At 58.4% G+C, this 17,015-nt stretch carries 16 protein-coding genes; 8 read left to right on the top strand and 8 right to left on the bottom strand.

Features of this window, described 5'->3' with window-relative positions:
- Positions 1-9: 9 nt before the first annotated feature.
- Positions 10-291: a KH domain-containing protein gene (locus OQH67_RS11805; protein ID WP_067570394.1), complete on the bottom strand. Its 282-nt coding sequence runs from the start codon at positions 289-291 to the stop codon at positions 10-12.
- A 321-nt stretch (positions 292-612) separates the two neighbouring features.
- On the bottom strand, positions 613-1,797 hold the full coding sequence (locus tag OQH67_RS11800; RefSeq protein ID WP_215433728.1) for a class I SAM-dependent rRNA methyltransferase: 1,185 nt from the start codon (positions 1,795-1,797) through the stop codon (positions 613-615).
- A gap of 334 nt (positions 1,798-2,131) precedes the next feature.
- Between OQH67_RS11800 and nagB the strand changes: the two genes are divergently transcribed.
- The gene (nagB, locus tag OQH67_RS11795) at positions 2,132-2,875 is read left to right on the top strand and encodes a glucosamine-6-phosphate deaminase (protein ID WP_130082742.1); all 744 of its coding nucleotides are present in this window, start codon (positions 2,132-2,134) and stop codon (positions 2,873-2,875) included.
- Between the two features lie 145 nt (positions 2,876-3,020).
- Here nagB and OQH67_RS11790 read toward each other — a convergent pair whose 3' ends face one another.
- Positions 3,021-3,425 (bottom strand): hypothetical protein, encoded by a 405-nt coding sequence (locus OQH67_RS11790; RefSeq protein ID WP_215433731.1) that lies wholly within the window; start codon positions 3,423-3,425, stop codon positions 3,021-3,023.
- Between the two features lie 53 nt (positions 3,426-3,478).
- On the opposite strand from OQH67_RS11790, the gene OQH67_RS11785 reads away from it, so the two are divergent.
- Together OQH67_RS11785 and OQH67_RS11780 are read left to right on the top strand one after the other, a co-directional pair.
- Positions 3,479-4,171 carry a type 1 glutamine amidotransferase domain-containing protein gene (locus tag OQH67_RS11785; protein WP_215458910.1) on the top strand — a complete coding sequence of 231 codons (693 nt, stop codon included), beginning with the start codon at positions 3,479-3,481 and terminating at the stop codon, positions 4,169-4,171.
- Between the two features lie 18 nt (positions 4,172-4,189).
- Positions 4,190-4,918, top strand: a complete 729-nt coding sequence (locus OQH67_RS11780; RefSeq protein ID WP_215433737.1) for a nitroreductase family protein — start codon at positions 4,190-4,192, stop codon at positions 4,916-4,918.
- A 124-nt stretch (positions 4,919-5,042) separates the two neighbouring features.
- Here the strand turns inward: OQH67_RS11780 and OQH67_RS11775 are convergent, their stop codons facing one another.
- The gene (locus tag OQH67_RS11775; RefSeq protein WP_215433740.1) at positions 5,043-5,771 is read right to left on the bottom strand and encodes a TlyA family RNA methyltransferase; all 729 of its coding nucleotides are present in this window, start codon (positions 5,769-5,771) and stop codon (positions 5,043-5,045) included.
- Between the two features lie 145 nt (positions 5,772-5,916).
- Here OQH67_RS11775 and OQH67_RS11770 point away from each other — a divergent pair, with 145 nt between their 5' ends.
- Positions 5,917-6,537 carry a DUF2062 domain-containing protein gene (locus OQH67_RS11770; RefSeq protein ID WP_215458911.1) on the top strand — a complete coding sequence of 207 codons (621 nt, stop codon included), beginning with the start codon at positions 5,917-5,919 and terminating at the stop codon, positions 6,535-6,537.
- 39 nt (positions 6,538-6,576) lie between these two features.
- Here OQH67_RS11770 and OQH67_RS11765 read toward each other — a convergent pair whose 3' ends face one another.
- Positions 6,577-7,275 (bottom strand): pirin family protein, encoded by a 699-nt coding sequence (locus OQH67_RS11765; protein WP_215433746.1) that lies wholly within the window; start codon positions 7,273-7,275, stop codon positions 6,577-6,579.
- A 243-nt stretch (positions 7,276-7,518) separates the two neighbouring features.
- On the opposite strand from OQH67_RS11765, the gene OQH67_RS11760 reads away from it, so the two are divergent.
- A complete protein-coding gene (locus OQH67_RS11760) occupies positions 7,519-10,710 on the top strand; it encodes an AsmA-like C-terminal region-containing protein (protein WP_215458912.1) in 3,192 nt (1,063 codons plus the stop codon).
- 332 nt (positions 10,711-11,042) lie between these two features.
- Here OQH67_RS11760 and OQH67_RS11755 read toward each other — a convergent pair whose 3' ends face one another.
- The 3 genes from OQH67_RS11755 to OQH67_RS11745 all read right to left on the bottom strand — a co-directional run bounded on the left by OQH67_RS11755 (position 11,043) and on the right by OQH67_RS11745 (position 14,765).
- On the bottom strand, positions 11,043-11,795 hold the full coding sequence (locus OQH67_RS11755; protein WP_215433757.1) for a GNAT family N-acetyltransferase: 753 nt from the start codon (positions 11,793-11,795) through the stop codon (positions 11,043-11,045).
- A 399-nt stretch (positions 11,796-12,194) separates the two neighbouring features.
- Positions 12,195-13,418, bottom strand: coding sequence for an aspartate kinase (locus OQH67_RS11750; RefSeq protein ID WP_130082750.1), 1,224 nt, complete (start codon positions 13,416-13,418; stop codon positions 12,195-12,197).
- An 18-nt stretch (positions 13,419-13,436) separates the two neighbouring features.
- A complete protein-coding gene (locus tag OQH67_RS11745) occupies positions 13,437-14,765 on the bottom strand; it encodes a homoserine dehydrogenase (protein ID WP_215433759.1) in 1,329 nt (442 codons plus the stop codon).
- Between the two features lie 295 nt (positions 14,766-15,060).
- Between OQH67_RS11745 and OQH67_RS11740 the strand changes: the two genes are divergently transcribed.
- The 3 genes from OQH67_RS11740 to OQH67_RS11730 all read left to right on the top strand — a co-directional run bounded on the left by OQH67_RS11740 (position 15,061) and on the right by OQH67_RS11730 (position 16,853).
- The gene (locus OQH67_RS11740) at positions 15,061-15,582 is read left to right on the top strand and encodes a phosphoribosyltransferase (RefSeq protein WP_215433762.1); all 522 of its coding nucleotides are present in this window, start codon (positions 15,061-15,063) and stop codon (positions 15,580-15,582) included.
- Positions 15,583-15,697: 115 nt separating this feature from the next.
- Complete coding sequence (locus OQH67_RS11735) at positions 15,698-16,129, top strand: hypothetical protein (RefSeq protein ID WP_215433764.1); 432 nt, start codon at positions 15,698-15,700, stop codon at positions 16,127-16,129.
- A 403-nt stretch (positions 16,130-16,532) separates the two neighbouring features.
- Complete coding sequence (locus OQH67_RS11730; RefSeq protein WP_215433766.1) at positions 16,533-16,853, top strand: GNAT family N-acetyltransferase; 321 nt, start codon at positions 16,533-16,535, stop codon at positions 16,851-16,853.
- Positions 16,854-17,015 lie beyond the last annotated feature (162 nt).

Genomic DNA, 17,015 nt, shown 5'->3' with positions numbered 1-17,015 from the left:
GCGGGCCGCTCAGGCCTGTTCGGCGGCTTCCTCATGGGAAAGCATGTGTACGATGACCTTGATGCCGTTCTTCTCCCCTGCCGCCTTGGCCAGGGAACGGATGGCGGAAGCGGTCATGCCGTTGCGCCCGATGATGCGGGCCACGTCCGTCTTTTCCAGAATCAGCCGGAAGCGCACGGCGTCGCCCTGCGGGGATTCGGCCACGCGCAACTCCGCCTGTTCCGGATGTTGGACAAATTGAAGGGCAATCAGTTGCAGGTATTGGCGGATTTGTTCTACGGCAGGGTGCATGGAAGGGAAAAGGTTGTTACAGTGATAACTTTACTATAAAACCGCCAGCTTGAAAAGATGCAAATCCAGGCATTCCCCGAAAAAGAAAGTCGCCCCGGCCGTAAAACGGCCGGGGCGCCCCAACTACCCTATGAAACTGGGTCCTTGCGAACCCAGAGAGCTTTTTTAACGAGCGCTCACCTGCTCGGAACGCAATATAGGTGAGGACCGCCGGGGTTACAAGCTTTTTTTTTCATTCAAACGACTGTTTTTTTTCTCAAAAAAACAGAGCGGCCATTACATTCAAGGGGAAGCGGGAAAGTTATCGTAATTCTAACGATATTATCTCCCCGGAAGCAGCTCATACGTGAAGCCCTTAAGGTATTCCGTTTCAGGAATGTTCAGCAGAACAGGGTGGTCCGGCCTCTGTCCGTGTTGCTGTATCAGCCGCAGGGTGGCGGGAGCGTCTATGGCCGCTTCCAGAATGCTCTCCCGGAACAGGCCCGTGCCGGCGTGGTGGGAGCAGCAGAAGGTGGAAAGGATGCCGCCGGGAGCCAGAAGCTTCATGGCGCGCAGGTGGATTTCCTTGTACCCGCGCATGGCGTCATGCACGGATTTCTTGTTTCTGGTGAAGGAAGGCGGGTCCAGAATGATCAGGTCCCACTTGTGTGCTCCCCCGTCCCGGACCAGGGCCGCTTCCTTCTTCAGAAAATCGAACGCGTTGTCCGTGACGCCCCGCACGGAAACCCCGTTCAGGCGCGCGTTGCGCTCCACGGCATCCATCGCCTCCTGGGAAACGTCCACGGCGGTGACTTCCGCCGCTCCGGCCCGTGCGCAGGCCAGGGCAAAACCGCCCTGGTTGCAGAAGCAGTCCAGCACGCGGCGTCCAGGCGCCAGGCGCGCCACGGCCGCGTAATTGTCCAGCTGGTCCAGGTACAGCCCGGTTTTCTGGCCCGTCTGCAGGTTGATCATGAACTGGATGTCCCCGCTCCGGGCGGTGAACGGCTCCGGCTCCGCGCCGCGGGCTATGCTGACGGAAGGTTCAATGCCTTCCGCCGCCAGCATGGGGGAATCGTTCCTGACGATGATTCCCCTGGGGGAGAGCAGGTCCTCCAGCACGTTCAGGATGATGTGGAGGCGGCGTTCCATGGCCAGCGTCAGCGTCTGAACCACCAGGTAATCCGCATAGCGGTCCACGATCAGGCCGGGCAGGCCGTCCGACTCGCTCCAGACGACGCGCGCGAGCGTTTCTCCCGGCAGGAAGCGGCTGCGCAATTCCAGCGCCTGGCTGATGCGCCTGCTGAAAAAATCCCCGTCCAGCTCCTGCTTGCGGCGGGAAAAGCGCCTGGCCACAATCTGGGAATGGGGGTTGAACATGGCGGATCCCAGGAAGCGGTCCTTGAAATCCTTCAGCGCCACCACGTCTCCGGGCTGGGGATTGCCGAAAACCTTGCGGACCTCCGTTCCGTAAACCCAGTCGTGTCCCTGAAAAATGCGCGCCCTTGGTGAAATAATTAAACCTGCCATGTCAGGCACAGGCAATACATGATCGGAGGGGAAAGTGCAAGGGGAATGCGGCGTGCCGCACGGGACGGAGGAAAGGACGGATTCCTCCGCCTTGCGGCGAGTTCCCTTCTCCCGGTACTTCGTCCATCCGGAGGATTTTCCGTTCTCGACTGGCAATGCGGCGGCGGGAAGTGCGGAGGAGAAAGGAATATCCCGGAACGCGGGGAAGGGTGGGAATCCTTTCCCGCCCGGTTCGCCCCGGGGGGACCCTGGCGGTCTTTTCCATTTTAGCGCATCTTTCCGGGACTATTTCTGATTGAATGATGCCAGGGAGCGGAGTAGGATGTGGCGCGTTATGAAAGTAGAAACTTTTGAAACTCCCCAGGATGCTGCCAAATCCCTGGCAAAAGAAGTTGCGGAACTGATCCGTTCCCGCGCCGCCGAAGGCCGGAACGTGGTGCTGGGCCTTGCCACCGGAGCCACCCCCCTGCCTTTTTATGCGGAACTGGTGCGCATGCACAAGGAGGAAGGACTCTCCTTTGCCAACGTCATCTCCTTCAACCTGGACGAATACAGCGGCCTGGACCGGGACCATCCGGAATCCTACTGGTACTTCATGCATACCAACCTGTTCAACCACATCGACATGAAGCCGGAAAACATCAATCTTCCCTCCGGCACGGTGAAGGGAGACGAAATTGCCGCGCACTGCGCCGCCTACGAACAGAAGATCAAGGATTGCGGCGGCATTGATCTCCAGATTCTGGGCATCGGCCGCACCGGGCACATCGGTTTCAACGAACCCGGCTCCGACGACACCACGATCACCCGCCAGGTGCACCTGGACGATCTCACCCGCTCCGACGCGGCCCCCGCCTTCGGCGGCATTGAAAACGTTCCCACTACGGCCATCACCATGGGCGTGGCCACCATCATGGGCGCCCGTGAAGTGGCCCTGATGGCCTGGGGAGAAAAGAAGGCTTCCATCGTGAAAAAGGCCGTTCAGGGCCCGGTGACGGTGGACGTGGCCGCCTCCTACCTGCAGAAGCACCCGAACGCCAAGTTCCTTCTGGACAAGGGAGCCGCTTCCCAGCTTTAATTCTCCGTTTCAGCAACGGACACGCCGCCTTTCCCGGTTCCGCGGAAGGGCGGCGTTTTTGATGGAATGAAGGAAGGCGGAATCTTCTTTTTCCAGCGGATTGATGCCGGAGAGGAGCGCTGCATGTTCAGGTGCCCCGGTTCCGTCAATGAAGATTCTGTGTCATTGGAGAAGGTGCGGAACCGCCGTGGCCGTTCCGGTGTTCGCGGAGCGGCAGGGAATGAAGGGGGCCCGTTTCCCCCTCCATGGCCGGACCGGAGGAATAAGATAGGGGTGGTGTTTTTGTATTATGTTGGAAATGAATTGATTTTAAATATTTATGCAACATGTTTTCCTCTTTCCGGATGCCGCCCTGAAGCCCGGAAGGCCACCCCGGAATTCCTGTTAGGGATATCCTTAAAAGGGGAGCGGCAGGCCGCCATTTAACCGGCGGCGCCTTTTTATTAGAATAAAGTGGCGCATTGACAAGGGTTTCATTTTCCGTGCATGGTTGAAACTGCCAATAGATGAAAAATAAAATATGCCCGGCAGTGTGTAATGAATAATTCATTCAGAAATTACAGATGATGGCCGGCAGTTATATAGAACAGGAAAAACAGAAATATGAAACAAATGAAAATATTAATGGTAGTAACCGGAACCGGAATGTTTCCGGACGGAAAACAGGAAACGGGATTATGGCTCAGCGAGCTTGCCCACATGTATGACAGCGCGAAAAAGCGGGGATATGATATTGTCATTGCAAGTCCCAGGGGAGGCGATACCCCTGTTGATCCCACGAGCCTGAAAACAATGTACATGGACAAACTCTCCAAGGAATACTGGGACGATTCGGAATTCCGGAACGTGCTGCGGCACACGAAAAGCCTGGATGAAGTTTCCGGTGAATTGTTCGACTGCATTTATCTGGCCGGCGGCCACGGCGCGATGTTCGATTTCCCGGATAACACCGTTCTGCAGACGCTCATCAAGGACCACTATGAAAACAATAAGGTAGTTGCGGCCATTTGCCATGGCGTATGCGGATTATTGAACGTGAAACTCTCGGACGGGCAATATCTGGTAAAAGATAAAAAGGTCACGGGATTCAGCTGGTTTGAGGAAGGCCTGGCCGGAAAGAAAAAGGAGGTGCCTTTCGATCTGGAATCCGCGCTGAAGGAACGCCGTGCGGATTACAAAAAGGCATTGATCCCGATGATGCCGGAAGTAGTCACTGACGGAAACCTGATCACGGGCCAGGACCCGTTCAGCTCTGAAAAAATGGCTGAAACGGTCATGAACCGATTTAATCAATAGCAGTTGGCGGGAAGCGGGATGAACTTGGAAGAGGCCTTGAATTACCGGCGCGCCGTGCGGGTATTCGATAAAAATAAACCGCTGGACCCCGAAAAGGTAAAGCGCTGCCTGGAACTGGCCGCCCTGGCTCCCAGCAGTTCCAACATGCAGCTGTGGGACTTCTTCCAAATCACCCGGCCTGAATTGATAGCCCGTATTGCCGGAGCGTGCCTCGGCCAGTCGGCTGCCGCCACGGCTTCGGAAATAGTCGTTTTCGTGACGCGGCAGGACTTGTACCGGCAGCGGGCGCAATTTGTCCTCGAATTCGAGCGTGGAAACATCCGGAGGAACAGCCCGGAGGCACGCCAGGCCAAACGCATCAGGGACCGGGAGTTATACTATGGAAGGCTGATGCCGTTCCTTTACGCGCGCTGCGGCGGGATTCTGGGAGCGTTCCGCGTTCTGCTGGCTAAAGGCATCGGCCTTTTGCGCCCCATGATGCGCGAAGTTTCGGAATGCGATATGCGCGTCACAGTCAACAAATCCTGCGCTCTTGCCGCCCAGACGTTCATGATTGCCATGGCCGCTGAAGGATATGATACCTGTCCGCTGGAGGGATTTGACAGCAAGCGGATGAAAAAGCTGCTGAAACTGCCTCACGGCGCCGGGATCAATATGGTTGTTCCCTGCGGCATGCGGGACGGAGAGAAAGGCATCTGGGGCGAGCGGTGCAGAGTCCCGTTTGACGAGGTGTACCACAGGCTCTGACCCACCGGGGAAAGAAAGTTCCACTTCTCCGTCAGCGTGCTGCGTCAACGGAAAGCTGGCGTGGACAGCCTGCGGCGGCGTTTCCGGGACGCGGCATGCCTCACAGGAAAAGGGGGCTCCGGCTCTACTTGAGCCACGCCAGGAATTCGTGATTGCCGTCCGTGCCGGTGATGGGGGAGGGCTCGCACCCCATCCAGGAGCGGCCCAGTTCCTCCGTGACGAAAGTGCGTATGGAATCCACCGCGCGCCGGTGCAGGACGGGGTCCCGGACGATGCCCCCGGCTCCGATGTCCTCCGGCTGGAGCTCGAACTGGGGCTTGATCAGCACGAGGGCGTTCCCTCCCTCTTTCAGCAGGGAGAAGGCGGCGGGCAGGATCTTTTTCAGGGAAATGAAGGAAACGTCTGAAACGATCAGGTCCACCTGCTCGCCGATGTCCTCCGGAGTCATGTAGCGGGCGTTGAACTTCTCCTTCACGACCACGCGGGGGTCCTGGCGCAGCTTCCAGACGAGCTGGTTGGTTCCCACGTCGATCGCGTGGACCCGGCAGGCGCCGTGCTGGAGCAGGCAGTCCGTGAACCCTCCCGTAGAGGCCCCGATGTCCAGGCAGACCTTGCCTTCCGCGGAAACGGGGAAGGCCTTCAGCGCGCCCTCCATCTTCAGGCCGCCGCGGCTGACGTAGCGGGGGCGGTTCCGGATGGAAATGTCCGCATCTTCGCTGACCTTGAGCCCCGGCTTGGTGGAAGGATGCCCCCCCACGCTCACCTCTCCGGCGATGATGAGCCGCTGGGCCAGCTCCCGGGATTCTACGAGATTGCGGGAAACCAGAAGAACGTCGAGTCGTTGTTTGCTCATAAAATAACCGGGAAAAAGTGCGTACGCAGGTATTTCATGAAACCGCATGGGGAATCAAGCAAAACCGCGCGGCGGGGGCATTTGGGATAAAAATGCGGCATGGAAGGCGCTGGAGCATTTTGCGATTGATCAGGCGCGGGATTGTATGAGACTGTGCCGCGGAATGGAACACCGCTACAGGCAATTGATGCGCAAGGTCAGGCTTTACCTGCTGACGGAAGTGCGCAAAAAATCGTGGACCAGCCGTTTTCTCTCCGCAAAAATCTTCGACCCGGTCTATTGGTCGTGGACGCGTGAATCCGTGGCTGTGGGGGCCGGCTGGGGGGCCGCCGCCGCGATCGCCCCGCTGCCCATGCAGAGCCTGTGGGGCGTATTCGCCTGCCTGTGGCGCAAGGGGAACATTCCGGTGGCCATCCTGATGGCCTGGCTCTCCCCGCCCGGTTTTACCTTCTTTGCCATTCCCGCCCAGTGGTGGCTGGGCTGGTTCCTCTTCTCCCGGTTTGGCCTGCCGACTTCCGGCGCCACCTGGCACATGCTGAAAACGGGGGTGGAACAATGGTCCTGGGCTCCGTTCAACGGCCTGGGCATAGGCATGGTTTCCCTGGAATTCCTGACGGGCTGGGCCGTTTCCAGCGTTGTGCTGGGGGGACTGTGCTACGGGCTCGTGCAGCTGGGGTGGTGGCTGGGCCTGCTCATCAAGGGCCGGAGGAAGCACGGGGAGGACGGCAAAAGGGCCCGCCCTCCGCATGAGGGCAGGCCCAAGTAAATCATATCCGGATGAAATTCCGGAGAAATCCCGGCTGCGCTATTGCGCCACTTCCATCAGAAGAACGGTGGAATTCTGGAGGGCCTCCATGGTGATGGCCTCCGTATCCGTGATGCCGGCTCCGTCGCGGCGGTTCAGCACCGTGTCCCCGATCTTCACCTCTCCTTCCACCACGAAGACGTACACGCCCGTATTCTGGCCCTTGAACTTGTATTCCCGCGATGTGCCGCGATCCAGTTCCGCCCAGGAAAACCACGCCTGCTGCATGATGGAGATGGCCGTTTCCGGAGCCAGGAAGGTGGAAATCTCATTGTGCTTCAGCAGGGGCTTGATGTCGTAATCCTTGTACTTGGGCTCCGTGTTGATCCTGTCCGGAATAACCCATATTTGCAGGAATTCCAGATTATCCGTGGAACTATCGTTGTACTCGCTGTGCAGGATGCCCGTTCCCGCGCTCATGAGCTGGATTTCCCCGCGCGTGATGGTGTGGCTGTTGTTCAGGCTGTCGCCGTGGCGGAGCTTCCCTTTCAAGGGAATGGAAATCACTTCCATATTCTTGTGGGGGTGGGTGCCGAACCCTTCGTCCGGAAGCACCGTATCGTCATTGAGTACGCGAAGGGCTCCGAACTGCATGCGGTCCGGATTGAAATAATTGGCAAAACTGAATGTGTGGTAGGTATTCAACCACCCGTGGTTGGCATGTCCCCTGGACGATGCCCTGTCGATAATAATATTCATGATCTACAAAATTAAGATTCTTCCGGCTTTTGACCGGACCTGGCAAAGGTTTGACTGGATGGCGTTTCATCCTGTTCAAGCCGGATGACAGGAGCGGGAACCCTTCGCCGGGCGCCGTTTTTAATGGAAAAACCCCGTGCATGTCCGGAATACGAAATAAATTGCCAACGTAAAATGATGGTGCAATGTCTCTCCTTTTAAGGTAGCATGGGCAGGTACCTGTGCAAGTAAGGCAAGTGGCGTATGGCTCGTTCGACATTCATGAGATGGCTCCGGGGGTTGGTCCCCACCGTGATTATTCTGCTGTGCGCCCTGGTGTTTGGCTTCATTTGCTATGTCTCCATCTGGGGCGTTCCCTCTTTCGTAGTGGTGCGCGTGGAACAGGCCCTGCTGGAAAAAGGGGTGCCCGTGAACATCGGCACGCTGAAAGTCAGCATCTGGCCCCGGGCCGTCGTTACGCTGAAGGACGTGGAAATGCTGGACCCGGAAGCGCCTCCGGAAAACCGCCGTCCCATCGCCTGGCTTCATGAGGCGGACATCTCCCTGAACTGGAAAAAACTGCTGGACGGCCAGGTGGACCCGGAGAGGGTGAACGTGGAGGGGTTGAGCGTCAGCATGCCGGTGGATAAGGAAAGACCGGAACGGGTCTTTTCCGTCGCCGGGCTGAATGCGGAGATAGACCTGAACCGCCCCGGCATGGTGGACCTCACGAAGGCGGAAGCCGTGGTGCAGGGAATACGGGTCACCGCCCAGGGAAGCTTTCCCGCAGGGCAGGAGGAGGGCGGAGACTTTGTGCTGACGCCCGGAGACGTGGCGGCCGTCCGCAAGCAGCTTGACCGCGTGCTGGAATACCTGGACAGGGTGAAGTGGCCGGAATCCGCCCCGCCGCAGCTTGCCGTCAACCTGAGCGACGACATGAAGGGCGGCGGAATCCGCGTGGGGCTGGACTTTCAGGCCCCCTCACTGCAATACGGCAGAATTCGTGTCAAGGACCTGATGTTCAGCGTCGACTATTCGGACTCCGTCATCATGGCCAGGCGCTTCACCATGAGGGATGCGGAAACGGCGGGATTCATGAGGCTGTCCCTTCAGGCGGATTTGAAAAAGCGCTCCCTGATCTGGGACGTCACCAGCACGGCCCCCCTCGTGTCCTGGACGGTATCCTTCCTCAACGAATCCCTTGTTCCGCGGGAAATGAAATTCCTGAGCGAGCCGCACGTTCAAATGTCCGGCAGGCTGGTGTTCACGGAAGGGTGGGAAGGCGTGGACCAGGTAAAGCTGCTGGGGTCCGGCTCCATGGGGGCCTTCTCCGTGTTCGGAGAGAAATTTTCAAAGGCGTCCGGGGATTTCAGCTATGAAAACGGCAACTTCTACGTGACGGACCTGGACATACGGCACCAGGGCGGAAGCTTTTCCGGCAAGGTGATGGGCGTGGATGGAGAAATCAAGGTGGACATCCACAGCACGCTGCCCGTGAACGCCATGCTGAACATGGCCCGGTCCATGGCACCGGAAGATGTGGAACTGCCGCCCACCCTGGTCATCAACGGAGACCCGGAACTGAACGCCGCGGGCACGCTCCGCATGGGCGTGGACTGGTCAGGCCCGGTCCGCGTGGACCGCCTGAAACTGGACGCCGCCGTCAGGGACGTGGCGTACCAGGGGGTGGAATTCGATTCCGCCACGGCCAAGGTGGAAGTGATCGGCAAATCCATCAACGTGACGCTGCTGGAACTGGTGCGTGAAGACGGACGGATGAAACTGGACGGCAGCTATCTGGGAACGGACCTTGTCTTTACGGTGGAATCGGACTTGAAGCCGGAAATTCTCGTGGCCCTGGGCGGCAAATCCGTTCCCGTGCCGGAGGAACTGAAGATTCCGGAAAAAGCGACCCTCCGCGTACACGGCAGGCTGGACATTCCGGAAGGAAAACCCGTGGAACCCACCCTGGTGCGCGCACGCATCAAGGCGGAAAACCTGGCCTGGAACAAGGTGCCCGTGAAAACGGCGGACCTGGAGGTGGAATACAGGCCCAACCAGCTCTTCGTGCAGAACTGCCGCATAGAACTGGAAAAAGGGAAATTTGAACTCTTTGCCAACGGCTTCCTGGACGGGCAGATGTTCGTGATGGGACAGTCCACGGTTCCCCTGGACACGATCGACAAGTTGATGGCAATGAAAGATGACGACTTCTTCATGGAGCGCTTCGCCTTCCACGGCAACTCCGGGATCAACCTCTCCTTCCAGGGAACGTTGGGACTTTACAATCTGGAAAAGGCCTACGACATTGAGGCCGTCGTATCCGTCGCCAACACCAAATACAAGGGGGTGGAAATCAAATCCGCCCGCGCGGACGCCCACCTGGTGACGGACCAGCTGGTCCTGACCAACGTGGCGCTGACGGTCTCCAACTCCGACTATCTTTCCTCCGCCGGATTGTCCGGCGGTCCGGCGGACAGTTCCCTGAAGGCCAAAAGCATCGACTTCCGTTTTGTCCCGGACACCGTGGAGGTTCTGGGCCTGGAAGGGCAGGCCTATCCGGCCCATACGCTGCGCATGTTCTCGGACGACGCCGCGAAGGTGCTCCGGGAATTCGTCTTCACGCGCCCCGTGACGCTTTCCGGCGGCGGCATGTTCCCGATGGGGGACGACCTGAAGCTGATGAAGGGGCGCATCCGCTTTGACGCCTCCGCAGGTCGCGTCCGCTATAAAATCCTGGGAACCACGCTGGACCTGGGCAGGACGAAGGGGGAAGTGCTCATCTCCCCGCAGTGGGTGGTGGTGGACAAATTGCAGGGAACCATCTGGGAAGGCTCCTTCACCGGCCGCGTGCTGGCGCAGATTGACGGCGGGGACGCCTTGAACGGCTCCTTCGTGCTCCAGGACATGAACCTGACGGCCATCGGCAAATCCTACGGGGAAAAAATGGAGAAGGCCACCGTGCACGGAGCCATTGAATTTTCGTCCAAGGGCGGCAACATGAACAGCATCCAGGCCAAGGGGGAAGCGGCGCTGGTCCACGGAAACCTGGTGGAAATCCCCATCTTCGGCTTTTTGGGGGAAGCCCTGGCCAATTACATCCCCGGCCTGGGCCACCTGATCAACTACAAGCTCACCCGCGCCGACTGCGACTTTTCCATAGAAAAAGGCTACATCCGTACAAACAACTTCGTGGCCACGGGCAGCAACCTGTCCCTGAAGGGCGGCGGATGGATACGCCTGGCCGACCTCCAGGTCAACTCCGACTTCCAGATGGGGTTCCGCGGCATTCCGCAGCTCCTCACCTCGCCCGTTTTCCTGCTGGCGCGCGGCCTGTTCCAGGTGCGCGGCAGAGGGCCCCTGAATAACGTGAACTGGAGCTTTGCCCCCTTCTCCGGCGGGAAGGCCCCGGCACCTCCCGCTCCCCCGGCGGCCCGGCCTGCAAGAAGAAGATAGTCCGGAACGGCTCTCCCGGAGCGCCGCGGTTTCATTTTCCATATTCTGCCGCCTTTTCCGCCTGTTCCGTTCGTCCCGCTCATCCTCTTCCTCTGCTTTCCCTGATGAAAAAAAACTTATTCGGGGGCGTCAATAGAGGGGAAAGGAGAGGAAACGGCCGCTTGCGGCACAACTTCGGGGAAATCCGTATTCCGGCATGGCGGATGTTTGCCGCATTCCCCTTCCTGGCACGTTATTCCGGGAGAGCAGCGGCCGGGGCCGATGTTTCCGGCAAGCCCGCATCATCCCGCAATCGCCGGAAAAACACGGAACCGCACGTTCATTTTCCAAGACTACTTTTTCAGTATTCTCTTTAAGGCGGCCACATCCGGCAGCAAATTCACCGTCTCAAACTTCCCCTTGTAAAACACGGCCCAGTTATTGAAAACACAGGGCAATTCCTTGGCTTTTTGCAGGGAATCCACGTGAATGAAAAACACGGGAACCCCGTTCGTTTCACAATACTGCCTGATGATCCCGATGTTTTGATAAACATACGGGCATTGCATATCGTAATAAATGGTCAGCTCCCTGCTTTCAATTTCCAGTTTTTTAGCTCGTTGGGAAAAGCTCGGCAGGGTTCCGTCCAGGGAAAGCGCCAGCAGTTCATACCCGTTGCCGGCGGTATCGGCAACTTCAAAACCGAACTTCTTCGCAAACGACTGGTCGGAAAGCCAGGCTTTCTGTTTTGTTGCTCCAAGCATGCAAATGCCGGATTTGCCGTTTTTCCCGGCATCCGCCAGACAATACTCCATCAGCGCCTTTCCGTACCCTTTCCCTTTGCAGCTGCCGGAAACCCACAGGCAGTACAGATAATAATAATTGTCGCCGATGATAGGAACCCAGGCGGTTTCCAAGGGAGCATATTCAATAAAAACCGTAGCCTTCTCATTCAACTTTCTAAAGACATGGCCCTCCTTCAGCCGGCCGGAAAGCCATTGCCGCTTGGCGTCAATACCCGGATGGAACTTCTTGCTGCGGATAATGCAGCATAAATGTTCATGGGGAAGGTTTTCCGCCGTCAGGTTCACAAATTCGGTACTCATCTCTTTCCTGTGCCAATGATCGCATAAACCGGGGAGGAAGTCATCCGCTTTCCCGCCTCCCCTCCTTTTGTACATTTCCGGCAGACCCATATAACGCATCGGCATGGCGCGGCGGTGCTTGCGGAAGGGCCGTCAGACGAACGATGCCGCCGGAAATCAGGCTGGAAACTCTCCTTTTTTCTCTGCTCATTCTCTTCTTCCGCCGCAACATGAGGCACATGGCGGCGGATTCTGCCCTTGACGTCATCACTCCTGCCATTCGTTGAAAAGGGGCGCTTTTCTTCATCAGGTGTGCGGGAATCCGCAGGGAACGGGATGAAAAGGGATGAAATGGCAAGAAAGAAAAGGCCGGTCCGCCGCGCAAGCGAACCGGCCTGGAACAGGGAAAGGGGGGACTGGTTAATTCTGGCCGCCCAGGTTGAATGCCTTGTGGACGACGCGCGCCGCCTCGTCGATGTCGGACTCGTCCACCATCACGGCGATCTTGATTTCCGACGTGGAAATCATGCCGGTCTTGATGTTGGCGTCCGCCAGGGCCTTGAACGCGGTGGCACCCACGCCGGAATGGGAACGCATGCCGATACCCACCAGGGAAAGCTTGGCGAGTCCGGCTTCCGTCTCCACTTTCACATCGGGGCCCAGCGCTGCCGTCACGGGTTTGAGCGCCGCCTGGGCGCGGCCCAGTTCGTTGGCGGGCATGGTGAAGGACTGGCGGACGTAGCCGTCATGGGCGGTGTTGGCCAGAATCATGTCCAAATTGATTTCCGCCTCTGCCAGGGCGCCCAGAATCCTGGCCGTATAGCCGATTTTGTCCGGAATGCCGGTGATGGTGAGGCGGGCCTGGTTGCGGTCGATGGAGATGCCGCGGATGACGACGGCTTCCATGGAGGGAGTTTCTTCTTGCACGATGGTACCGGGGTTATTGTTCATGGAGTTGCGAACTTCAAAGACGACGCCGAATTTTTTGGCGAATTCCACGGAGCGCGACTGCATCACCTTGGAACCGCTGGATGCCATTTCCAGCATTTCGTCGTAGGAAAGGGTCTGTATCTTCACGGCGTCCTTCACCACGCGGGGGTCGCAGGTGTACACGCCGTCCACATCCGTAAAAATCTGGCACACGTCCGCCTTCAGAGCGGCGGCGATGGCGATGGCGGAAAGGTCCGAGCCGCCGCGGCCCAGCGTCTGGACCATGCCTTCCTCCGTCACGCCCTGGAAGCCGGCGCAGATGAGGATGTTGCCTTCCATCAGGCATTTGTTCATCCGTTCCGGGTCAATTTTGTGGATGCGGCCGCGGGTGTGGGAGCCGAAGGTGGTAATGCCCGCCTGGGCTCCCGTGAAGGACACGGCCTTGTCTCCCAGTTCATGCAGGGCCATGCAGAGCAGGGCGATGGACTGCTGTTCCCCGGTAGCCATCAGGACGTCCAGCTCGCGTTCGGAGGGGGAGGCGGACAGTTCCCTGGCCAGGCCGATCAGCTTGTCCGTCACGCCGCTCATGGCGGAGACGACGGCCACTACCTGGTTGCCGTCTCCGGCGGTCTCATGGATGCGGCGCGCCACATTGCGGATGCGGTCAATGGTGCCCACGGAGGAGCCTCCGAATTTTTGAACGATAAGTGCCATGTAACAGGATGATGTAGGTTAGGATTGAGGAAGAAGGTGTTCGATGCGCAGCACGCGGGCTTCCGGCGCCACGAAGGAAATCTGGGCAATTTCCTCCAGCGCCATCTGGAGCTGGCCCCACGGGCAGGTATGGAGGATGAATACCAGGTCGTTCCACGCCACGCCGTCTTCGTCGATGTGGCTGGGTGCGGAGGACGTAGCGGAGATGCCGATGCCGAAGGTGGCCAGGATGCGGGCTATTTCCGCAATCACGCCGGGCTGGTCCGCCACCTGGAAGCGCACGTAGTACGGCGTCGTGGTGTCGTTGATATGCATCACGCCGCAGGATTTGGCGTAAGGGGTGAACCCCGTGTGGAATTCCGGGTAGCGGCTTTCGCGCATGGCCGTAATCACGTCGCTGATCACGGCGGAGGCCGTGGGATTCTTGCCCGCTCCGCGGCCGTAGAACAAGGTTTCCCCCACAATGTCCCCGTTCACGGAAATGGCGTTGAACACGCCGTTGACGGAAGCCAGGATGTGCCAGTCATGGACAAAGCAGGGCTGTACGCGCAGTTCCAGCGCGTCTTCCTGGTTTTCATGGTAGCGGATGACCACGAGCAGCTTGATGGTGTACCCCAGTTTTTTGGCGAATTCGAAATCCCGGCTGGTGATGTTTTCAATGCCGCTGACGTAAATTTTGTCCGGGGAGATGGTGGTGCCGTAGGCCAGGGTGGCCAGAATGAGGGCTTTGTGGGCGGCGTCCCAGCCGTTGACGTCCAGGGAGGGGTCTTCCTCCGCAAATCCCAGTTTCTGGGCCTGCACCAAGGCGTCCTCGTAGTCGGCCCCGTGTTCCCCCATCGCGGAAAGAATGTAGTTGGAAGTCCCGTTGATGATCCCCACGATGGAATTGATGTGGTTGCAGATCAGGGAATTCTGGAGGCTCTGGATGATGGGGATGCCCCCCCCGGCGGAAGCCTCAAAGTAGATGGGCGTGCCCATCTCCGCGGAAAGCTTGAAAATCTCCGCGCCGTATTCGGCCAGCAGGGCCTTGTTGCCGGTCACCACGGGCTTGCCCGCGCGGAGGGCCGTCGTCACCAGGTCATAGGCCTGCCGGGTGCCCCCGATCAGTTCAATGATGATGTCTATTTCCGGGTCCCCCACCAGCTCGTGCCAGTCGTCGGTCAGCAATTCTTCCGGAACGGCGGTTTCCCTGTGCTTGTTCAGGTTGCGCACGGCAATGCGCTTGATCCTGAACGGGATCTTGCTCCGCGCTTCCAGCAGGGAGTGGTTGCGGTACAGCGTCTCATAAACGCCGGAACCGACCGTACCCAGCCCGGCCAGGCCAAGTTGTATGGGTTTTTCCGTCATTCTTGCCGGGCGATTATGCAGAAAAATCCCTGTGACGCAAGAGCTTTTACCGTGCGGGGAAGGCCGTTTTTCCGGTAGCTTCCGGGGAAGGGGCGGCCTCCCGCATCCCGGCGGGCCGCCTGTCCGGCCCGGAGGCCGGAAAGCGGTGCAATAACGCAGCCGGATGGAATGACCGGCCCCCCTGCCTCCGGCTGCGGGGAAATCATGGAAGAATGCCCCGGCTTCCCCGCATCCGTCTCCGTTCCCCTTCCGGGATTGATTTCCCGCGCGGGGCAGGCTATCCTGCTTCCGTTTCATGACTTATACCATTACGCCGCTAATTGGGGAACAGGCCATTGCCGCACGCGTGCGGGAACTGGCCGCCTCCATTGACGCCGACATGGGGGACCGCCCCTATGTCCTGCTCCGGCTTCTGGACGGGGCCGTGCCCTTTGCGTCCATGCTGGCGGAGCATTTGAAATCCCGCCCGGAAGTGAGGTCCGTCAAGGTATCCAGCTATTCCGGCATGGAAAGTTCCGGCTCCGTGGCGTGGCGCGGGGATTGCGGCGCGTTCCGGCCCGGCGTCCCCGTGCTGGTGGTGGATGACGTACTGGACACGGGCAGGACGCTGGCGGGCGTTTGCGGAGAATTGAAAAAGAGGGGTGTGCAGCGCGTATTGACGGCTGTGGCCGTGGACAAGCACTGCTGCCGGAAGGTTCCCTTTGAAGCGGATTATGTAGCCTTTACCTGGGGCGACGACTTCCTGGTAGGGTTCGGCATGGACTTGGACAACCGGTACCGCGACCTCCCCTACATCGGCAAGGCTGCCGCAGACTGAATAAGTTTTTTCCAGATTGAACAAACTATTGAAAAAAAGTGTCTAAATCCCTCGGAGCGGTAGAGCCGTCCGCCGCCCCTCCAAACAAGGAAACACCGGAAAGGAGATTCAAGACATGAAGATCGACAGGGTAAGACAACTGGAAAGCGTGACCGGCTTCGGCCAGGCAACGTCCCTCATACGGGACGTTCTGGACAACCTGGAGCTGGAACAATCGCTCACATGGCTTCTGGAAGCCATCAACACGCACCTGGAAAACGGTGCGGAAGGAGAACCGTGGCATCTGTACCAGACCACGCTGTTCGCCATGTACGTGGACTATGACAACGGGCAGGTCCGCCTGTCCGCCATGCTGGCCTGCCATGATGCGGACATGGAATTGCCGCTGAAGGATTTTCTGGAAATTCTGCGCAGAGAAGCTCGGAAAGAGTCCCATCCGCGCCATTTTTCAGAAGCTAATGCGGACACGCAGATTCATCGCTGCCGCCATCCGCGTTTCAGGCGGAAAAAGCCGGAACGGGAGCCGGACAACGGATTTTATTCATGAACAAGTCCCTTGCCGGATCCCTTTCCCATGGCTGGTTCCTTTCGGAAACAGCCATTTTTTGGGGGATGACGGCCGGACGTACGGCCCCACTTGGCCGTAGCCGTGTTAACGGAGGATATGCGAGGGAAGGCGCCTATAAGGAACGGCGGTTCCCGCACGGCAAACGCCATGCACATTGAAAGCGCTATTGATGCGGACCAGGGGCGGCCAGCCTTCCCGGAAAGGTCCGTTTCTGGTGCTCTGCAGTTGCTTCCGCTTCACGGAGGCCGGATGACAAAGGAAGCGCTGTCCCGGATGCTGGTGCCTGTTTAATCCCATATTTCCACAGGAAAGGTTTTCAGAATTCGGGCAAGATACGAGAAGCCTGGAATGGAGAATGCCATGCCCGTCACGGAAATTTTCAATGATTATATTGAAAATGGTACGGCGGCTTTTGCGGATGCACCTTTGCCGGGAGCTTTTTTTTCATGCTGTTGGAAATGACGGCCGGATATCCCGCTTATGCGGTTGTGGACGCATCGGCAGGAAACGTCATCGAATTTTGCTGGCTGAGCGCCTATGCCCCTGCAGCGAGTTTCTGGAAAACGGTCAAAATCACCTTTTTATTGCGCGCGAGCATGCGGGGAAGGGCATGGGAAAACTGTGCTTTGACCGACTGGAGGCCGACGCCAGGCAAATGGGCATGGAAAACATCATTGCGGAAATTTCGTTGGAAACCGCGTAAGCCTGAAATTACATGTCCATAACGGATTTGCCTTTTGCGGCGAACTCAGGAACATCGGGTCCAAGTTAAACCGTCAGTTCGGCGTGGTTTACATGCAGAAAACCTTGTAAAACCTGTTTTCCCGGAAAGTTCCGCACTGTAGCGACGGAAGAAAGGCGCCTC

The organism is Akkermansia biwaensis (assembly GCF_026072915.1).
In the GTDB taxonomy this organism is placed as follows: Bacteria; Verrucomicrobiota; Verrucomicrobiia; order Verrucomicrobiales; family Akkermansiaceae; genus Akkermansia; species Akkermansia biwaensis.
Note: the sequence above shows the minus strand (reverse complement) of the source record. Positions and strands in the feature narration are given on the sequence as shown.

Coding starts and splice junctions, on each gene's coding strand:
- nagB (WP_130082742.1), top strand. CDS start 2,132: ATGAAAGTAGAAACTTTTGAAACTCCCCAGGATGCTGCCAAATCCCTG.
- OQH67_RS11745 (WP_215433759.1), bottom strand. CDS start 14,765: ATGACGGAAAAACCCATACAACTTGGCCTGGCCGGGCTGGGTACGGTC.
- OQH67_RS11750 (WP_130082750.1), bottom strand. CDS start 13,418: ATGGCACTTATCGTTCAAAAATTCGGAGGCTCCTCCGTGGGCACCATT.
- OQH67_RS11805 (WP_067570394.1), bottom strand. CDS start 291: ATGCACCCTGCCGTAGAACAAATCCGCCAATACCTGCAACTGATTGCC.
- OQH67_RS11755 (WP_215433757.1), bottom strand. CDS start 11,795: ATGAGTACCGAATTTGTGAACCTGACGGCGGAAAACCTTCCCCATGAA.
- OQH67_RS11765 (WP_215433746.1), bottom strand. CDS start 7,275: ATGAATATTATTATCGACAGGGCATCGTCCAGGGGACATGCCAACCAC.
- OQH67_RS11735 (WP_215433764.1), top strand. CDS start 15,698: ATGAAGATCGACAGGGTAAGACAACTGGAAAGCGTGACCGGCTTCGGC.
- OQH67_RS11770 (WP_215458911.1), top strand. CDS start 5,917: ATGAGACTGTGCCGCGGAATGGAACACCGCTACAGGCAATTGATGCGC.
- OQH67_RS11780 (WP_215433737.1), top strand. CDS start 4,190: ATGAACTTGGAAGAGGCCTTGAATTACCGGCGCGCCGTGCGGGTATTC.
- OQH67_RS11730 (WP_215433766.1), top strand. CDS start 16,533: ATGATTATATTGAAAATGGTACGGCGGCTTTTGCGGATGCACCTTTGC.
- OQH67_RS11740 (WP_215433762.1), top strand. CDS start 15,061: ATGACTTATACCATTACGCCGCTAATTGGGGAACAGGCCATTGCCGCA.
- OQH67_RS11800 (WP_215433728.1), bottom strand. CDS start 1,797: ATGGCAGGTTTAATTATTTCACCAAGGGCGCGCATTTTTCAGGGACAC.
- OQH67_RS11785 (WP_215458910.1), top strand. CDS start 3,479: ATGAAACAAATGAAAATATTAATGGTAGTAACCGGAACCGGAATGTTT.
- OQH67_RS11760 (WP_215458912.1), top strand. CDS start 7,519: ATGGCTCGTTCGACATTCATGAGATGGCTCCGGGGGTTGGTCCCCACC.
- OQH67_RS11775 (WP_215433740.1), bottom strand. CDS start 5,771: ATGAGCAAACAACGACTCGACGTTCTTCTGGTTTCCCGCAATCTCGTA.
- OQH67_RS11790 (WP_215433731.1), bottom strand. CDS start 3,425: ATGAATTATTCATTACACACTGCCGGGCATATTTTATTTTTCATCTAT.